Consider the following 17,228-nt stretch of genomic DNA (forward strand, 5'->3'; position numbering starts at 1 on the left):
ACTATCCGTTTTCTGAATAATCACACTGTAAACATTGGATATAAGAACCTTTTTTCCCCTTTTTCTCTACCATTAAACTCTGACATTTTGGACAGGGCCTTGGGATCGGTTTATCCCATGAAACAAAATCGCATTGGGGAAATTGGTCACATCCATAAAACGTTCGTCTCCGTTTTGACTTTCTTTCAACAATATTCCCCGGACACTTTGGACACTTTACTCCGATTTCCTTTAAGATTGGTTTTGTGTTTCGACATTCAGGAAATCCGGAACAAGCAAGAAATTTTCCAAATCGTCCAAGTTTATAGACCATGGGACGACCGCATTTTTCACAGATGACATCGGAAACTTCATCTTCTATTTCCACTTCTTCCATCTCTTCTTCAGCCACTTTTAATCGTTTTTGAAATTCTTGGTAAAATTCATCCAAAACGTGAATCCAATTTGCCTTTCCCTCTTCAATATGATCCAGTTCATCTTCCATTTTTGCCGTAAAATCTACATTTAATATCTCTGGAAAGAACTCCTCCATCAACTGGATGACAATTTCTCCTAACTCAGTGGGATAAAATTTCTTATCCTCTAATGCAACATATCCCCTTCTTTGAATGGTATCCAAAGTTGGCGCATAAGTACTGGGCCTACCGATCCCTAGTTCCTCCAAGGTTTTCACCAATCTTGCCTCAGTGTAGCGAGGTGGCGGTTGGGTAAAATGCTGTTTTGGTTCAATCCCTTTATTCTTCAGCTTCTGATCAATAACCAATGGAGGAAGAATGTTGTCTTCCTCTTTTTTATCATCATCATTCCCTTCCACGTACAGCTTCATAAATCCAGGAAATTTAATCTTGGATCCCGTTGCTCTGAAAACTGCGTCATTTACCACAATATCAACACTCATGGTGTCCAAAACGGCGGATTCCATTTGGCTGGCAATAAAACGTTCCCATATTAACTTATACAGCCGAAACTGATCTCTTCCCAAAAATGGTTTTACAGAATCAGGAGTTCTCATCACTGAAGTGGGACGAATCGATTCATGGGCATCCTGTGCACCTTCTTTGGTTGAATACTGTCTGAACTTCTCAGGCACAAATTCTTTCCCGTATGTATCTATAATATATTCCCGCGCTTCTTTCTGAGCGGTTTCAGATACCCGGGTAGAGTCGGTCCTCATATAAGTGATTAAACCTACAGAACCCTCTTCGCCCAGATCTATTCCCTCATATAGCTGCTGTGCAATCATCATCGTCCTAGCCGCTCGAAAATTTAATTTTCTGGCCGCTTCTTGCTGTAATGAACTTGTGGTAAAGGGCGGAGCCGGATTTTTTCTTCTTTCCTTTTCCTTGATATCTGAAACGACAAAAGGCTGACCCTTTATTCTTTTCAGAAGGGCTTGAACTTCTTCCTCATTCTTAAGCTCTATTTTTTCTTTCCCATAACCATGGAATTTGGCATAAAATATTGATTTATCCGCCATTAATGTAGCGGTAACCGTCCAATACTCCTGAGGAACAAATGCCCTAATCTCCTTTTCTCTGTCATAAATAATTTTTACCGCAACGGATTGAACACGTCCTGCGCTTAAACCTTTTTTTACTTTCTTCCATAATAAAGGACTGATTTTGTATCCTACCAGACGATCTAATATTCTCCTTGCTTGTTGGGCGTTGACTAAATTAGAATTGATCCTTCTGGGATGTTTAAAGGCATCTTTAATCGCATTCTTGGTAATTTCATTAAAAACCACCCTGCATTTTTCTTTCTCATCAATGCCAAGAACGTGAGCCAAATGCCAGGCGATAGCTTCACCTTCCCGATCAGGGTCAGCGGCGAGATAAATTTTTTTTACTTTTTTGGATGCATCTTTCAATTCTTTTATGACGGCACCTTTTCCCCTGATGGTAATATATTTTGCCTGAAACTGATTTTCTATATCGACACCCATTTGACTTTTCGGTAGATCCCTTACATGTCCCATGGATGCCTTTACAATATATTTCTTCCCGAGATATTTACCAATGGTCTTAGCCTTGGCGGGAGACTCAACAATTACAAGAGCATCTGCCAAAGGTGTCCTCCCCCTTTCTTCAAGGTATATATGTAAAAACGGCACTAAAAATTTACTCTTCCAGCGAGTCGAGTTCGGAAGAGAAAGGAATTAAAGATCTCTCCATGGCAAAAGAATGGAGCCTTCTCCTTTCATTTAGTTGAAAAAACCTTCAATAGAAGCTTTTCTTATTATTAAATGATAAACCGTATATTGTCAAACTATGCAAATGATTTTCCTTTATTATGTTCTGGAATAGAATGAGCCTGGATACTTTACAATTTTCCCTTTCATTTCCAATGACAATAAAACAGGATAAATCTTTTGAACCGTTCCAAAATCAGAGACCAGGTGGTCAATGGAAATTGGGTGATATGGTATTACATTTAATAATTTCTTTTCTTCTTCAGTTAATATGTCTTGATGTTCGGTATCCGACATCCCCCCATCAGGATAAAAAGAATGATGCTGAACAATATCCTGAAAATGTGTCACGATTTTTGCCCCTTGATTGATTAATTGATGGGGACCTACACTTTGAGGAGACAGAAGGGGACCGGGAATGGCAAATACCTCTCTGTTTTGATCGATTGCCAGATCCGCTGTGATCAGGGAGCCGCTTTTTGCTGCTGCCTCTACAACTACGACTCCTCTGCTTAACCCGCTGATAATTCTGTTCCTTTGAGGAAACATCCCTTTAGCCGGCTGCCATCCAGGAGGATATTCTGATAAAATAAGCCCCACTTTTGATATTTTTTGATAAACATGTCTGTTGGCGGAAGGATATATCACATTTATTCCGCAACCTAAAACCGCAATGGTTTTCCCATTTTCCATTAAGGCTCCCAAATGGGCTTCCGTATCAATACCTATCGCCATTCCAGAAACTACTACAACATCATGTTTTGTCAAATATTGTCCCAGTTTTTTTGCAATATCTTTTCCATATGGAGTGGCCTTCCTTGTTCCAACAACGGCTATTTTTTCTTTCTGGAGAAGCTCATCGTTTCCAATTGCATACAACACCCATGGAGGTTGATTAATTTCCTTCAATAAATCAGGGTAGAAGTCGTCCCATATGGTAATTACTTTTATTCCTAAATGGTCGTATTGTTCTTCCAAAAGCTTATGATCATTGAAATCTTGATTTAGAAGGAGTTGAGACATTTTAGAAGAAATTTGTAGATTGCTTGACAGACGATCTGGATTCCAATGCTTCCACTCCTCCCGTTCATAGGGAGATTCAATTAATTGTTTAATCGTTTTCCAACCAATTCCCTTCACCTGATGAAGGTATATTAGTTCCTCTCTCGTTATCAAATGATCACATCTCCTTTTTGGTATGATCAACCAATTATTCTCCGTCTTTCCAGGATTTCCTGCTTGAATAAAGCAAATTGTTTGTACGGATCTTTTTGAGGTAAATAAAAGCGGTCGCAAAAACATTTGGGTATATAGTTGATGAATTCAGAGGAGATTCAAAAAAAAAAAGGGCATGAAATTCTGCCCTTTCCAACCATTATGGATCTCTTCAAAAAGTGTCAATTTATTTTACTGTAATACACTTTTCTAATATGCCTCTTTCCTTTAATACTTCAACCAAGGTCTCACCCATCACGGCAGGTGTTTTTGCTACCCTTACACCGCATTCTTCCAGCTTGGCAATTTTTTCGGAAGCCGTACCTTTGCCTCCGGAAATGATAGCTCCAGCATGACCCATCCTTTTTCCGGGAGGTGCGGTCTGACCGCCGATAAATCCAACCACGGGTTTGGTCATATTCGCCTTAATCCATTCTGCTGCCTCTTCTTCAGCAGTTCCGCCGATTTCCCCGATCATAATGACAGCATAAGTATCGGGATCTTCATTAAACATTTTTAAAACATCAATAAAGTTGGTCCCATTTACAGGGTCTCCACCAATTCCCACAGCGGTGGACTGTCCAATGCCCCTTGAAGATAATTGATGAACGGCTTCATAGGTTAATGTACCACTTCTGGATACCACCCCTACATGACCGGGTGTATGAATATATCCTGGCATAATGCCGATTTTACATTCTCCGGGGGTGATGACTCCGGGGCAGTTTGGTCCAACAAGCCGCGTTTTCTTTCCTTCCATGTAACGCTTAACCTTCACCATATCTAGTACAGGAATACCTTCAGTAATACAGATAACTAGATCAAGTTCCGCATCTACCGCTTCCATAATGGCATCTGCAGCAAAAGCTGGTGGTACATAAATAACGGAAGCATTGGCACCGGTCTTTTCTTTCGCTTCCGCCACTGTATCAAATACCGGAATGGATATGACTTCACCGTTGTCGAGGGTAATATCCACATTCGTGCCGCCTTTGCCCGGTACAGCGCCAGCGACTACTTGAGTGCCGTACTCCAGTGCGCCTTTCGTGTGAAACATACCGGTTTTTCCAGTAATGTTCTGCGTAATCACTTTCGTGTTTTTATTTATCAAAATACTCATTAGATTTCCCTCCCGTACCCCAATTATTTCACTAATTGTACGATTTTTTCTGCACCATCTGCCATGGATTCAGCTGAAACAATATTTAACCCGGATTCCTTTAAAATCTTTTTCCCTAGTTCAACATTGGTTCCTTCTAGACGTACCACTAAGGGCCGGTCTAACCCTACTTGCTTAGCAGCTTCTACCACACCGCTTGCAATTACATCACATCTCATAATTCCGCCAAAAATATTGACAAAGATCCCCTTCACTTTTTCATCTGCGAGGATGATTTTAAACGCTTCTGTCACTTTTTCTGTGGTTGCTCCTCCGCCAACATCAAGGAAATTGGCTGGCTCTCCGCCGTAAAATTTAATAATATCCATAGTAGCCATAGCTAAACCGGCTCCATTTACCATGCAGCCAATATTTCCATCAAGAGCAATATAGCTTAAGTCAAATTTGGAAGCCTCAATTTCTTTGGGGTCTTCTTCGTCAAGGTCTCTCAATTCCAAGATATCTTTATGCCTAAACAAAGCGTTCGAATCAAAATTCAGCTTTGCATCCAATGCCATCACATCACCTTCTTCGGTGACAACAAGTGGATTAATTTCGGCAATAGAACAGTCCTTCTCTACAAATGCGTTATATAGACCCATCATAAATTTGACGGCTTTATTTACTAGTTCACTTGGAATATTAATGGCAAATGCAAGCTTTCTTGCCTGAAATGGCATCAAACCAACGGCTGGATCAATCACTTCCTTATAGATCTTCTCAGGGGTTTTCGCAGCCACCTCTTCAATCTCTGTTCCCCCTTCTTCAGATGCCATCATAACTACCCGGCCGGTGGCACGATCAACGACCACTCCCACATAAAATTCCTTTTTAATGTTGCATCCCTGCTCAATCAGCAGTCTTTTTACTTCTTTTCCTTCAGGCCCAGTCTGGTGGGTAACCAATACTTTGCCAAGAATCTCCCCGGCATATGTACGTACTTCATCAAGGCTTTTCGCAACCTTAACCCCTCCGGCTTTTCCGCGGCCGCCCGCATGGATTTGAGCCTTTACAACCGTTACGGGGGAGTTTAATTCCTTCGCTGCTTCCACAGCCTCATCAACCGTAAAGGCTACCTTTCCCAAGGGGACTGTAACACCGTACTTTTTCAGTATCTCTTTCCCTTGATACTCATGGATATTCATTCTCCATCCTCCTATCATATTGTGTTTCTTGATTTAGCATACCCACTAAATTCCTATGGTAAAAACAAGCACACCAAGGTTAGATATTCGCTATAAGTATATAAACTCCTTCTTAATTGTTAAAAAAATTGTCACAAAATCATTCTGAAACCACTTTTACTATTTTTTCAAATATGTTAGCAGTCCCAAATACCTGATTATTAAAAATAAAGAAATTATCGTAAATGGCTACGGATACTTCACGATCTTCAAGCAAAAATGTGATCAAGGCTTTTTTATTATTTTCTGTTAATTTCGCAGGAGTTCCTTGTTCCAGTAAACGAACCAGTGAATGGGCAATTGATTGGGCATAAACAGGATCCATGGTTTCACTGCTTAATTCTACAGCTGCCCCATTAGTTTTCCCTGAAAGATTTTTTATTCTTACTCCCTTTGACAAAAATAAAGATTTTATGTGATCGGACTGATATTCCGTACTGGGAAGAGCCTTCTTAAGAACTGGCGATATCGATTCAGTCAATTGATAATAATAATATCCGTTACTTGTAGGAACTGAAATTAGGGTTTCATTTAATACTTCAACTTCAATTATTTCCTTTCCCCCTATGTCAAGTTCAAGGACATAATAGGGATATAGAGGATTTTTTACAGCCGGCTTCTCCTCAAGGTACTGGGCATCTTGAATCACTTCCCTTATCCTCTCCATATCGCTCTTAACTAAGGGAGCAGACAAATTCATATCCCTGGAATAAAGAAACATTTGATCAAGGGGAAGGCTTTTTACCAAGTTCAACCCAACCCATTTATGAATATAGTCCTGCAGATAAATAACGCTTTTGCCTTGATAAAATTGTTCACCCATTAATATTCCGTTTTCCCCGATTTGAAGAACCACAGGTTCATCGCTTGAAAGCCAAAGTATAACGGTATAAATAAATGATGTAGGTTCTATTGACGAAGGAGTCAGGTCCTTCAACGAAAAGGATAATTCCTTAATAAACCCCTGATCTTCGATCGGTACTTCTGTACCATCTTTGGTAATGACTGAAACCCGGTCAATATTGTTAAGTAAAAGATCAAGAGATTGATTTTCCTGATCTGAATTCTCCCCCGACGGTTTCTCTTCTATCTGATTTTTCATCAGGGTCTCACTTACAGCTTCCTGTTGTTTATTGCATCCCACAATAAATGATGTAATAGTTAACATAATAACTATACTGGTAAACAAACTTGGTTTGACTGACACTAAGGATTCCCCCTTTTTGATCAGTTAACCCCCTTTCCTTAATTTTTTCGACAATGATTTAGCTATTCCTCCCTATTGGATCAGATCGAGTAAGCAATTTATATCATCATCGTATGTATACCATGTGACTATAGTCGGAAGTAAAGAATTCATACGGGCAGCCATCGAGTTCGTGCTTTAGCGTTGGGACTAAAGAACGGGAATTAGCCCTCAAACTGGACTCCACCTTTGATATACCCAGTTGTTTTTGAAGGCTCCGTTCTTTAGACTTGAATTGTATCGTAAAAAAAGCGAAGTATTTAATACCTCGCTTCCAAAAAATTAATCTCTGCCGTAACTTACATCATGATAAGGATGCATAAATATGCCGCTCTGCGCAATAATCCCTTCTTCATAATCCCGATTTTCATCGCTGGCGTTGCCGACATCTTCTCCCTCATCTACCCAATGCTGTCCGGCCATAATGGCTGGATCAACGTCTGTACTCCAATGGTCAAGGGGTGTATCATGCTTTGGAGGGGGATGGGCAGTCGTTATTTTCTTCATTGCAAGTCACCTCCATATGGGTAGTTTTACCCAAATGAAGTTATTCTATTGGAATTTCTATATCTAATAACGGAGGATATTGTTGACATCCAAAAATATCACCCTCGCCAGGGCTTCCGCTAGGTGTTGATCTTAAAATAGTAAATTTGATGGCATACGCCGGATCAAATTCAACAAAATCACATATTCTTTCTTTGGATATGCCAAACAATTGAGCTATTTTTTCTTTTGTAATCTGCTTGCTTTCCTTTACCAGCTTATAATTTTCTTCCTCTCTAAAAATGATGTCAAATGTGATTTTATCAGTTCCAGCATTTTTACTTCTAATTGTTTTGGCCAATTCAGCCAGCTTTTTAGTTCTCATACATTTCTCCTCCCTCATTCTCCTACTTCAATAAGCTTTACATCAAAAAACTCCATCGGATCATCAACCGGAATCACATGGTTCATAGTCCACATGTACGCGGAGGAAGCAGGAAGAACTTCATCAACAATAAAGGCTGCTGTACCGGCTGTTCCTTTTACTTCAGGTAATCTTGCATAGAAAATTTGACGAGTTCCCATTAGTGTTATTTCTTCAGCCAATTTTTTTGTAGGAGCAATTCCTTCTACGATAACGCAGATTTCATGGGATTTAATATCCTTGACGGGTTCCAATTCTCCCATTACTCCGTTTTTACCAAAAATGCGAAAATTTAAATGATACTTTATATCTTGATATCTTTCTTCCACCTGTTCTTTTACCCACTCAATCACTTTATCGATATTACTGATTGTATAGGGATCTCTGATACCAGCAATACCAATATACTTCTCCCCAATTTTTCCCGAGCCTTCCAGCTTAATCTTAACTTTGCCATTCACAGGAACAAATTCGGGTCCGGTAATTTTACATGTTTTTTCATCGTATTGCTCATATTTGCAATTGGTCATATCCAGCATTCCGCCGGCAAAAAACTCATAGTATGGATTGGATCTTTCATACATGGCATGACCAGCCACAGATGCCACTGTACACCTCTGATCAGGATGCATCGCGGTCACTTTTACATCATGATCCGTGATGATACCGATAACACTTTCCTTGGCACCATAAGGTTCAGCACAAAATGAAGCACATTCCAAAACTTTTCCCAGATAATAAGATAAGTTCTCAGGAAATCCTTCTTTAATAGCAGGAGCCGCAAAGATCGCACAGTCGCTTGAGCGACCGCCAATAATCACATCAGCTCCCATTTCCAAAGCTTTTATATAGGGATGAACACCGGCTACTGCAACAATTCTGTCTGTCTTATCCAGATCCTCAATGGTTAATTTGCCTCTTCCATCTAAACCTTCAATGACGATTCCTTTTTCCATCTGTTCTCTAAGATATTCTTTATTAACCTCAGAATAAAAATAAGCAAGCTTAAATTTTGGTATATTATGCTTTTGAGCCAGATCTTTAATGATTTGAACATACAAATCAACTCTGCTGTTTGACCCAGTATCTCCAGCAGAACCTATAATCATGGGAACACCTTGTTCTCTCGAAGCCAGCAACATGAGTTCCAGATCGTGTTTCTGCCATTCATACATACTTACTGATTTATCAGCCCCTAATGGCGCTGGTCCTATATCATCACTGCCAGAGTCACAACAATAATAATCGGGATATGTGGCTACGCCAATTTTGAAACTTTCTTCCTTAGTCGGTGCAAAACCCAAATGTCCGTTAGGACAAATGATTCTAAGTTCCGCTTTTCTCATTATTTTCTCTCCCTTTTGTTATTACATGATATAACCTTTATATAAAAATTAACCCACTCAAATAAATGTGTCAATTATTAATGATGTAAAAAATTTTAATACTTTATTTTTTAAAAACTTATCGTGTAATGATGATGTGTTAATTCATGAAGAGCATTCAAATTAACTTCCACTCCAAGACCAGGTTTCTCTGACAATAAAAGCTTATCTTTTTCATAACACAAAGAAGATATATCCCTTAAGAACATAATAGGCCCTATCATCTCATTAGCCATAATATTTATTCTTGAATAAGATAAATGTGCTCCTGCAGCTGTTGCTACTGTTGATTCAACCATAGAACCAATTTGACAGGGAATTCCCGCTGCTTCAGCCATAGAAATAAGACTTAACGCCGGATAAATGCCCCCACATTTCATAAGTTTAATATTTATTATATCTGCCGCTTTTGTTTTGATTACTTCAAGAAGTTCTTTTTTCCCATGTAACCCCTCATCAATCATAATTGGTATATTCGTTCGCTTTCGTATGTCGGACATCAAGCTAATCTCATCTGCATGAACAGGTTGTTCGACCCACTCAATATGATATTTTTCAATTTCATTTATTACTCGAACTGAAGTAGAATAGTCAAACCATCCTTGATTAGCATCAACCCTAAGTTTTATTTGGGGACCAACTACATCCCTAACTGCTTTTATCCGTTGTATATCCTGAAAAGGATCAGAACCAACTTTGATTTTAATCGAAGAAAACCCAAGTTGAACGGCATGTAAAGCATCTAAAGCCATTTTTTCTGGCTCTTTCATGCTAAGCACATATGGAATGGTGATCACATCATGGACCGATCCACCAAGAAGACGACATAAAGGTTGTTTAGCAATTTTTCCCATCAAATCATAACAGGCGATGTCTATAGCTGCTTTGGCCGTTGGAACACCTTTAATTTTCCTGTGCATTTTATTGTGAATATTTTCTATTGAAAATGGATGTTCGCCTATTATCAAAGGAGCCAGTTCATTTTTTAAAATCACTAAAGTACTTTCCCAAGTTTCCCCTGTTACATATTGATCAGGAGTACCTTCCCCAAAACCAATGTATCCATCATCTGTTTCCATTTTTAATATTATGGTTTGTATTTCGGTATAAGTTTCGTAAGCTATTATAAAGGGTTCCTTTAATGGAATTTTTATTCCGAAAATATCCACTTTTTTAATCTTCATACATTCATCCCTTCCCTGTATTAATAAGTGCCTTTATTCTCCACATTTGGATTCACGATAATCCTGAGAAGCTTTCACAAATTCATCATATACACTTCTATGCCCTTCATGTACCGATAGCATATTTTCTGGATGAAACTGCACTCCTAAAAGGAAAGGATAATTTATACCTTCAATGGCTTCAACTATTCCATCTTCGGATACTGCCGTTACTCTTAATCCATTTCCAGGCTTATCCACTGCCTGTCGATGAAAGCTGTTTACCCTTACCATTTTTTCCCCATAGCATTTAAACATTTGGGAACTTTCCGTAATTTTAATTAAATGGGTAGAGATATTTGCCTTTTCTGTCTGTAAATGATTGTGAGACGTAATATCCTGTAAGTTTAAATGCATTGTACCTCCCATAACTTCATTTATCGTTTGATGCCCACGGCAAATTCCCAAAATTGGCATTTTCCGTTTCAAAGCATGTGTTGTAATAGCAGTATCAAATTCATGTCTAAATGGGTTCTGTTCATATAGATTGGGTAATCTCGACATTGTTTTTAGTCTTGATGAATTTCCACCACCACTAAGCAGCAATCCATCTATTAGATCTAAAACATGTGAAATATTCTCAATTTGTGATATGGGGATGAGAATGGGAATTCCCCCTGATATTTGAATGGCTTTCACATAGCTTGCAAACAAGTGAAATTTAGAGTCAAAAAGGTCCTCCTCTTCCGTAAAAGAACAGGTAATACCTATAACAGCTTTCATAAAATCTTCCCTTCTTTTTATTGATAAAGATGGCATGCAACCCAATGGTTATCCTTTTCTTGCCACAGTGGTGGAACTTTGTCACAAACTCCATGAATTCTTTCAGCACAACGGTTATAAAATGAACATCCTTTAGGTGCTTCAAGAGGTGTTGATACCGACCCTTGCAAAATAATCCTTTGTCTTCTTTTCTCTTTATGAATTGTAGGAATGGAGGATAAGAGGGCCTGTGTATAAGGATGTTTTGGATTCTGGAAAAGCTTTTTCGTTTCTGCCAATTCCACTAATCTCCCTAAATACATCACTGCTATGCGATCACTGACATAATGAACCACACTTAAGTCATGGGTGATAAATAAATAGGTCAAAGACATTTCCCTTTGAAGCTCCTTTAATAGCTTTATAATTTGAGCCTGAACAGAAACATCAAGGGCAGAAACGGGCTCATCAGCAACAATAAATTCCGGATTCATGGCTAAGGCTCGGGCAATTCCAATTCTCTGACGCTGTCCTCCGCTGAATTGATGAGGGTAGTTATCAAGATGTCTTGCTGATAATCCAACCTTATCCACTAATACCCTAAGTTCTTTCTCCTGCTCTAAATAATTGGAAACTCCTCGGCCAAGCAGAGCAATTCGCAAAATTTCACGGACTGTTTTACGAGGATTTAATGATGAATAAGGGTTTTGAAATATGATTTGAGCCTTTTGTCTAAACTTTTTTAATTCCTGACCCCTTATCTTGTTTAAATTCATATCTTCATAGATGATTTCACCAGATGTAGGCTCATGCAGCTTTATGATCGTTCGGCCAAGGGTTGATTTTCCACACCCGCTTTCACCTACCAAGCCCAATGTTTCCCCGGAATAAATGACTAAACTTATATCATCAACCGCATGTATAACCCGTTCCTTTTGCTTTGTAATGAGTCTCTCCAACAAGGAAGGCTTTTGAATATAATGCTTTTTTACATTTTTTAATTCTATCAATTTCTTTTTCCGGTTATATTGAGATGCTTCGTCTGCCGTTTGAAGAATGTTCATGTACTCCTTCCTCCTTTCTGTAGAGGACGCAGCGAACCTGCCTTTCATTGTCCATATTTAATATGGGAACAGGTTTTTTGCATTCATTGTGACGATGAGAACAACGCGGATAAAATGAACATCCGCTATCCAAATTTGCCAAATCTGCAACTTGTCCCGGTATTGGCTCTATTTCTATTTCCTCGTCAGATATTTGCGGTATGGATCTCAATAACCCTTGAGTATATGGATGTTTTGGATGTTCCATTATTTCATCAACAGGTCCATATTCAATAATCTCACCCGCATACATGACAGCAATTTCATCACAAAATTCTGCCGCTACTCCCAAGTCATGTGTAACCAGCACAATGCTTGTTCCATGATCTTCATTTATTTTTTTTAATAAATCTAGAATTTGAGCCTGAATGGTTACATCCAATGCCGTAGTGGGTTCATCAGCAAGCAAAACTTTGGGCTCACATGCAAGGGCAGTTGCAATAAGGGCCCGCTGCTGCATTCCGCCAGAAAATTGATGAGGATATTCAAGATACCTTTTCTCTGGCGAAGGTATCCCTACTTCACTCATTAATTGATACACCCGCTCTTTTTCCTTTTGTTTTATCTTTCTTCGAGAAAATAATCCCCCACCGACCAAGTCGTAATTCCGATGAATTTTTAACGACTCTCTAATCTGCTCTCCCACTTTAAAAGCAGGATTTAAAGTCGTCATGGGATCCTGAAAAATCATCGCAATCTCTTTTCCCCTAATTTTTCTCCATGCTTCTGGTGTGTTTTTTACCAAATCTTTTCCATTAAACAGAACTTCGCCTTCTGTAATTTTCCCCGAATTAGAGATCAAACCCATAAGCGAAAATAAAACGGTACTCTTTCCACATCCTGATTCACCGACTAGCCCTACGATTTGACTTTCTTTGATGGTGAGACTCACTTTATTAACTGCTTTGACTTCACCATTCTCTGTCTTGTATGAAACTGTTAAATTCCTAATTTTTAGCATTAAATTGCCTCCCCGGTGTTATTTTGCCTTTAGTCTTGGGTCGAGCAAGTCTCTCAGCCCCTCGCCAAACAAATTAATGCATAGTACTAAAATGAGTAGAAAAATACCGGGAAAAGTTGATATCCACCATCCATTCAACATATAATCCCGCCCTGCCGCAATCATTGAGCCCCAGGCCGGTGTTGGTGGCTGAATCCCCAAACCTAGAAAACTTAAAGATGCTTCCATAATAATCATGTATCCCAGGCGTAATGTGGCCAAAACTAAAATCGTATGGACAATATTGGGTAATATTTCGCTGATCATAATGGAGCTGTGATTTCTTCCCAAAGCTTTTGCAGCCTCCACGTATTCTTTTGTTTGTTCTGCCATGACTTGACCGCGAACGATTCGAAAAAACTCCACCCATCCTTTAAAAGTTAGAGCAAAGATAAGATTAACAAATCCCGGGCCTAAAAATGCCATCATTCCTATGGCAAATATTAAAAATGGAAAAGCCAGCAGCAAATCTGCGAATCTCGAGATGATTTCATCAAACCAACCGCGAAAATAACCTGCAATAAGACCTAATATCGTACCTGTAGCAACAGATACTCCAGTGGCTATCGCTCCTACCAATAATGAAATACGCGTGCCATATATAATCCGGGATAACAGGTCTAACCCTTGTTCATCAGCTCCAAGAATATTTTTCCAACTTCCTTCTTCTTCCCAAAATGGGGGTGCTAAACGATCAAGTAGATCTCCTTCAACAGGACTGTGAGGTGCGAGGACAGGAGCGAAAATTGCAACCAATATATACAGGATAATCACAATACCTCCCACAAAAGCTGAAGGGTGCTGCCTTAATTTTTTGATAAATAGCAAAAAATTTACTTTTGTTGTTTTCATTTTATACAGAATAGGATGTATCATCATTTTATCAGTAGAACTGTCTACAGGGGGTTGTATTGAAGCCATTTCAAGTCTCACCTCCACATTCCGTTAGATTCTTAATTTGGGATTCAGGTAGGTATAAATAATATCAACAATTAAGTTTGCCATAACAAATGTAAATGCATAGAACATAACGACCCCTTGAACTAATGGGTAATCGCGATTAAAAATACCATCTACGGCCAACCTTCCCAAACCAGGCCAGCTAAATACTGTTTCGACAATCATGTTACCCCCAAGCAGAACCCCAATCTCTAGGCCAATCACAGTTACAGTTGGAATCAGTGCATTTCGCAAGGTATGAATGAGTATCACCTTCCACTCAACAAGTCCCTTGGCTCGGGCAAAAGAAACATAGTCCATGCTTAACGCTTCAAGCATGCTTGACCTAGTAACCCGAGCGACAATTGCAGCCATCGCAGATCCTAACGTAATTGAAGGAAGAATCAAATGCTTTAAAGCACTCTTTAGACCGGCCCAATTATTGGTTAGCAGACTATCCAAAACATAAAGACCGGTAATACGCTGGATTTCAATACCGAAATCCAGTCTTCCCTTTACAGGTGTCCATCCTAATTTCACGGAAAAAATAAAAATCAATACGATACCCAGCCAGAAGGGCGGCATTGATATTCCGAGAAATGAAGCTCCCATACTCAATCGATCAACCAGTTTTTTTTGCCTGACTGCAGAATAAACGCCAATGGGGATTCCTACGATAATCGCAAATATACTGGCAGCAATAGCCAGTTCAATGGTTGCAGGCAGCGTTTCAGCGATTAGATCCAATACGGGTCTGCGCTTTTTAAACGATTCCCCTAGATCCCCCTGCAGCAAATTCTGAAAATAATCTTTGATTTGAATATAGACAGGTTCATCCAGATTAAATTGGTCCCTTAATGCTTGTACCTCTTCTTGACTGACGTTGCCCGCTTCTCCCATCATTAAATCTACTGGATCACCGGGTGTAAATCTCATAAATAAAAAAACAATAAGAGCAACTCCAAACATGATCGGAAATGTTGCAAGTATTCGTTCAAGAATCTTGGCAAATCTCACGCCAGGACCCCCTTTCCTTCTGTTTTTTAAGGGAAGAGGGGCGGAATAACCGCTCCCTCTATCTACTTGACCATATATGCATCAGGCATATATAACATACCATCTGCACTTGGTTCCCAACCTTGAAGATCTTTCACACCTGCTTCTATTTCTTTTAACTGGTAGCCAAATACCCATGGGGCATCTTCATAGATAATTTGTTGGGCTTCATAGTATAGCTGCTTTCTTTTTTCTACATCCAGTTCAACATCCGCTTTGCTTAACAATTCATCCACACGGGGATTGCTATATAGGCTGTAATTCCCCCGTCCATTTGTCTTAATCGTCGGATTCAACAGATCAAATGGATCCTGGGTAGAGTTCCCCCAGTCTGTCATAACCATTTGTCTTTCTCCATTTAATAACAGTGGCTTGAGAACTCCAAAATCCCATACCCTTGTATTGGCGTCTATTCCAACTTTCCTTAAGCTTGCAGCTGCTGCTTCGGCTACTTCCCTGTTATTTTGGTCGGTATCGATAACCAACTGAAATCCATTTGGATATCCTGCTTCAGCCAGCAATTGTTTTGCCTTTTCCGGATCATAGGGATATGGTTTTAAATCAGGATTGGTTCCAAATCCATTGGCAAGCAGCGGACCTGCTAACCGTGTGGCATATCCTTCAAGAACTTTTTCAACGATGGTATCCATATCGATGGCATAGTTCATAGCCTGACGAACCTTCACATTATCAAACGGCGGCTTTTTAGTATTCATCTCTAACATAAACACTCTGGTGCCGTCAACCATCTTCACTTCAATATTTGGATCATTTTTTAATTGAGTAACCAGTGTCGGAGACAAAGCGTGTACCCTTTGTATTTCTCCCCTCTTTAACGCAGAAATTCTGGTGGTTACTTCCGGAATGACATCAAATACCAAGGTCTTTATTTTTGCTGGACCAACAGGTTCCATTTCAGGCGATCCGCCATAATAATCATCAAATCTTTCAAGAACGATTCGTTCATCTAATTTGGCCTCCACAAGTTTAAACGGACCTGCACCTATTGGTTTTTCAGCAAAGGCTTTATCGCCTACCCTTTCAATATATGCTTTAGGAACGATTTGCTGGTGAGGTAACATCTTCAATAATATGGGCCATGGCTCTTCTAAAATAAATTTTACTCTGTAATCATCAATCTTCTGGACTTCTTTTAACGGTCCAAGCAATCCTTTTCTGGGGGAAGTTTCCCCGCCTAGTCCCCCTTCAGTGATGATACGGTCAAACGTAAACTTCACATCATCAGCTGTTAACGGGGTTCCATCATGGAATTTTACTCCTTTTCTTATATTAAATATCCATTCCGTAGGAGAAGGATTTTCCCATGATTCTGCGACTAGAGGTTGCACTTCACCTTTTGCGTTACGTGTTACTAATCCATCAAAAATATTTCTAAGAACCGATTCCGTTACGCGATCGCGATAATTGGCAGGATCAAGACTTAACAGTCCTCCTTTAATCCCAACAATGACAGTAGCGTTTTCATTATAATCTTTCGAAGAAACGATTTTTTCTTTTGACTGTGACTGCGCTGTGCTTTCCTGTGAACTGGAAGAATTAGTATTAGCTTTTTCACTTTTGCCACATCCTGTTAGTAAGGTGAGAAAAACAAGACCAAGGAACAGAATTAACCCAACTTTAAAGTTCTTCATAAGATCCCCCTTCATTTTTAGAATTTTGTAATTTTACATAATGATAAGTCTTGAACTCTTACAACTCCTTTCCTTAGATGGATAAATGAATAGTCACCACTAAAGGATTGACCATCTGAAAAGGTTGAATTATTATTAGACATCCATGCCGCTGACGCGGCACCATCAGATGATGAAAATAAGCAATATGCGATATAATGGACTTGCGGCTGGCGAGGGAGGTCGCTTAATCTTGGTGCTTACAAGCCCGTTTATTAGACAGA

Annotated in this window: 15 protein-coding genes; all 15 read right to left on the reverse strand. The window is 39.4% G+C overall.

Translation table 11 applies throughout. The features are described 5' to 3' along the window. Position 1: 1 nt before the first annotated feature. The 15 genes from topA to L1765_RS07700 all read right to left on the reverse strand — a co-directional run bounded on the left by topA (position 2) and on the right by L1765_RS07700 (position 16,965). Positions 2 to 2,068, reverse strand: a complete 2,067-nt coding sequence (topA, locus tag L1765_RS07630) for a type I DNA topoisomerase (RefSeq protein WP_236406107.1) — start codon at positions 2,066 to 2,068, stop codon at positions 2 to 4. Between the two features lie 222 nt (positions 2,069 to 2,290). After that, positions 2,291 to 3,367 carry a DNA-processing protein DprA gene (dprA, locus tag L1765_RS07635; protein WP_236406108.1) on the reverse strand — a complete coding sequence of 359 codons (1,077 nt, stop codon included), beginning with the start codon at positions 3,365 to 3,367 and terminating at the stop codon, positions 2,291 to 2,293. Positions 3,368 to 3,593: 226 nt separating this feature from the next. Next, complete coding sequence (gene sucD / locus L1765_RS07640; protein WP_236406109.1) at positions 3,594 to 4,526, reverse strand: succinate--CoA ligase subunit alpha; 933 nt, start codon at positions 4,524 to 4,526, stop codon at positions 3,594 to 3,596. Positions 4,527 to 4,549: 23 nt separating this feature from the next. Then, a complete protein-coding gene (sucC, locus tag L1765_RS07645; RefSeq protein WP_236406110.1) occupies positions 4,550 to 5,710 on the reverse strand; it encodes an ADP-forming succinate--CoA ligase subunit beta in 1,161 nt (386 codons plus the stop codon). A 139-nt stretch (positions 5,711 to 5,849) separates the two neighbouring features. Beyond that, on the reverse strand, positions 5,850 to 6,956 hold the full coding sequence (locus L1765_RS07650; RefSeq protein ID WP_236406111.1) for a hypothetical protein: 1,107 nt from the start codon (positions 6,954 to 6,956) through the stop codon (positions 5,850 to 5,852). Positions 6,957 to 7,277: 321 nt separating this feature from the next. Continuing rightward, on the reverse strand, positions 7,278 to 7,502 hold the full coding sequence (locus L1765_RS07655) for a DUF3905 domain-containing protein (RefSeq protein ID WP_236406112.1): 225 nt from the start codon (positions 7,500 to 7,502) through the stop codon (positions 7,278 to 7,280). Positions 7,503 to 7,542: 40 nt separating this feature from the next. Then, a complete protein-coding gene (locus L1765_RS07660; RefSeq protein WP_236406114.1) occupies positions 7,543 to 7,866 on the reverse strand; it encodes a DUF4387 domain-containing protein in 324 nt (107 codons plus the stop codon). Between the two features lie 14 nt (positions 7,867 to 7,880). Continuing rightward, complete coding sequence (locus tag L1765_RS07665) at positions 7,881 to 9,251, reverse strand: acyclic terpene utilization AtuA family protein (protein ID WP_236406116.1); 1,371 nt, start codon at positions 9,249 to 9,251, stop codon at positions 7,881 to 7,883. Between the two features lie 110 nt (positions 9,252 to 9,361). Further along, the gene (locus L1765_RS07670) at positions 9,362 to 10,474 is read right to left on the reverse strand and encodes a mandelate racemase/muconate lactonizing enzyme family protein (protein ID WP_236406117.1); all 1,113 of its coding nucleotides are present in this window, start codon (positions 10,472 to 10,474) and stop codon (positions 9,362 to 9,364) included. Between the two features lie 33 nt (positions 10,475 to 10,507). Continuing rightward, entirely contained in the window at positions 10,508 to 11,236 is a 729-nt protein-coding gene (locus L1765_RS07675; protein WP_236406119.1) for a gamma-glutamyl-gamma-aminobutyrate hydrolase family protein, read from the reverse strand. Positions 11,237 to 11,253: 17 nt separating this feature from the next. Beyond that, on the reverse strand, positions 11,254 to 12,279 hold the full coding sequence (locus tag L1765_RS07680; protein ID WP_236406120.1) for an ABC transporter ATP-binding protein: 1,026 nt from the start codon (positions 12,277 to 12,279) through the stop codon (positions 11,254 to 11,256). Then, on the reverse strand, positions 12,239 to 13,279 hold the full coding sequence (locus L1765_RS07685; RefSeq protein WP_236406121.1) for an ABC transporter ATP-binding protein: 1,041 nt from the start codon (positions 13,277 to 13,279) through the stop codon (positions 12,239 to 12,241). Before L1765_RS07685 ends, L1765_RS07680 begins: the two co-directional genes overlap by 41 nt. An 18-nt stretch (positions 13,280 to 13,297) precedes the next feature. Next, positions 13,298 to 14,239: an ABC transporter permease gene (locus L1765_RS07690; protein WP_236406122.1), complete on the reverse strand. Its 942-nt coding sequence runs from the start codon at positions 14,237 to 14,239 to the stop codon at positions 13,298 to 13,300. A 24-nt stretch (positions 14,240 to 14,263) separates the two neighbouring features. Next, positions 14,264 to 15,274 (reverse strand): nickel ABC transporter permease, encoded by a 1,011-nt coding sequence (gene nikB, locus L1765_RS07695; RefSeq protein WP_236406125.1) that lies wholly within the window; start codon positions 15,272 to 15,274, stop codon positions 14,264 to 14,266. Positions 15,275 to 15,336: 62 nt separating this feature from the next. Next, complete coding sequence (locus L1765_RS07700; RefSeq protein ID WP_236406126.1) at positions 15,337 to 16,965, reverse strand: ABC transporter substrate-binding protein; 1,629 nt, start codon at positions 16,963 to 16,965, stop codon at positions 15,337 to 15,339. Positions 16,966 to 17,228 lie beyond the last annotated feature (263 nt).

This window comes from Microaerobacter geothermalis (assembly GCF_021608135.1).
Lineage (GTDB): Bacteria > Bacillota > Bacilli > DSM-22679 > DSM-22679 > Microaerobacter > Microaerobacter geothermalis.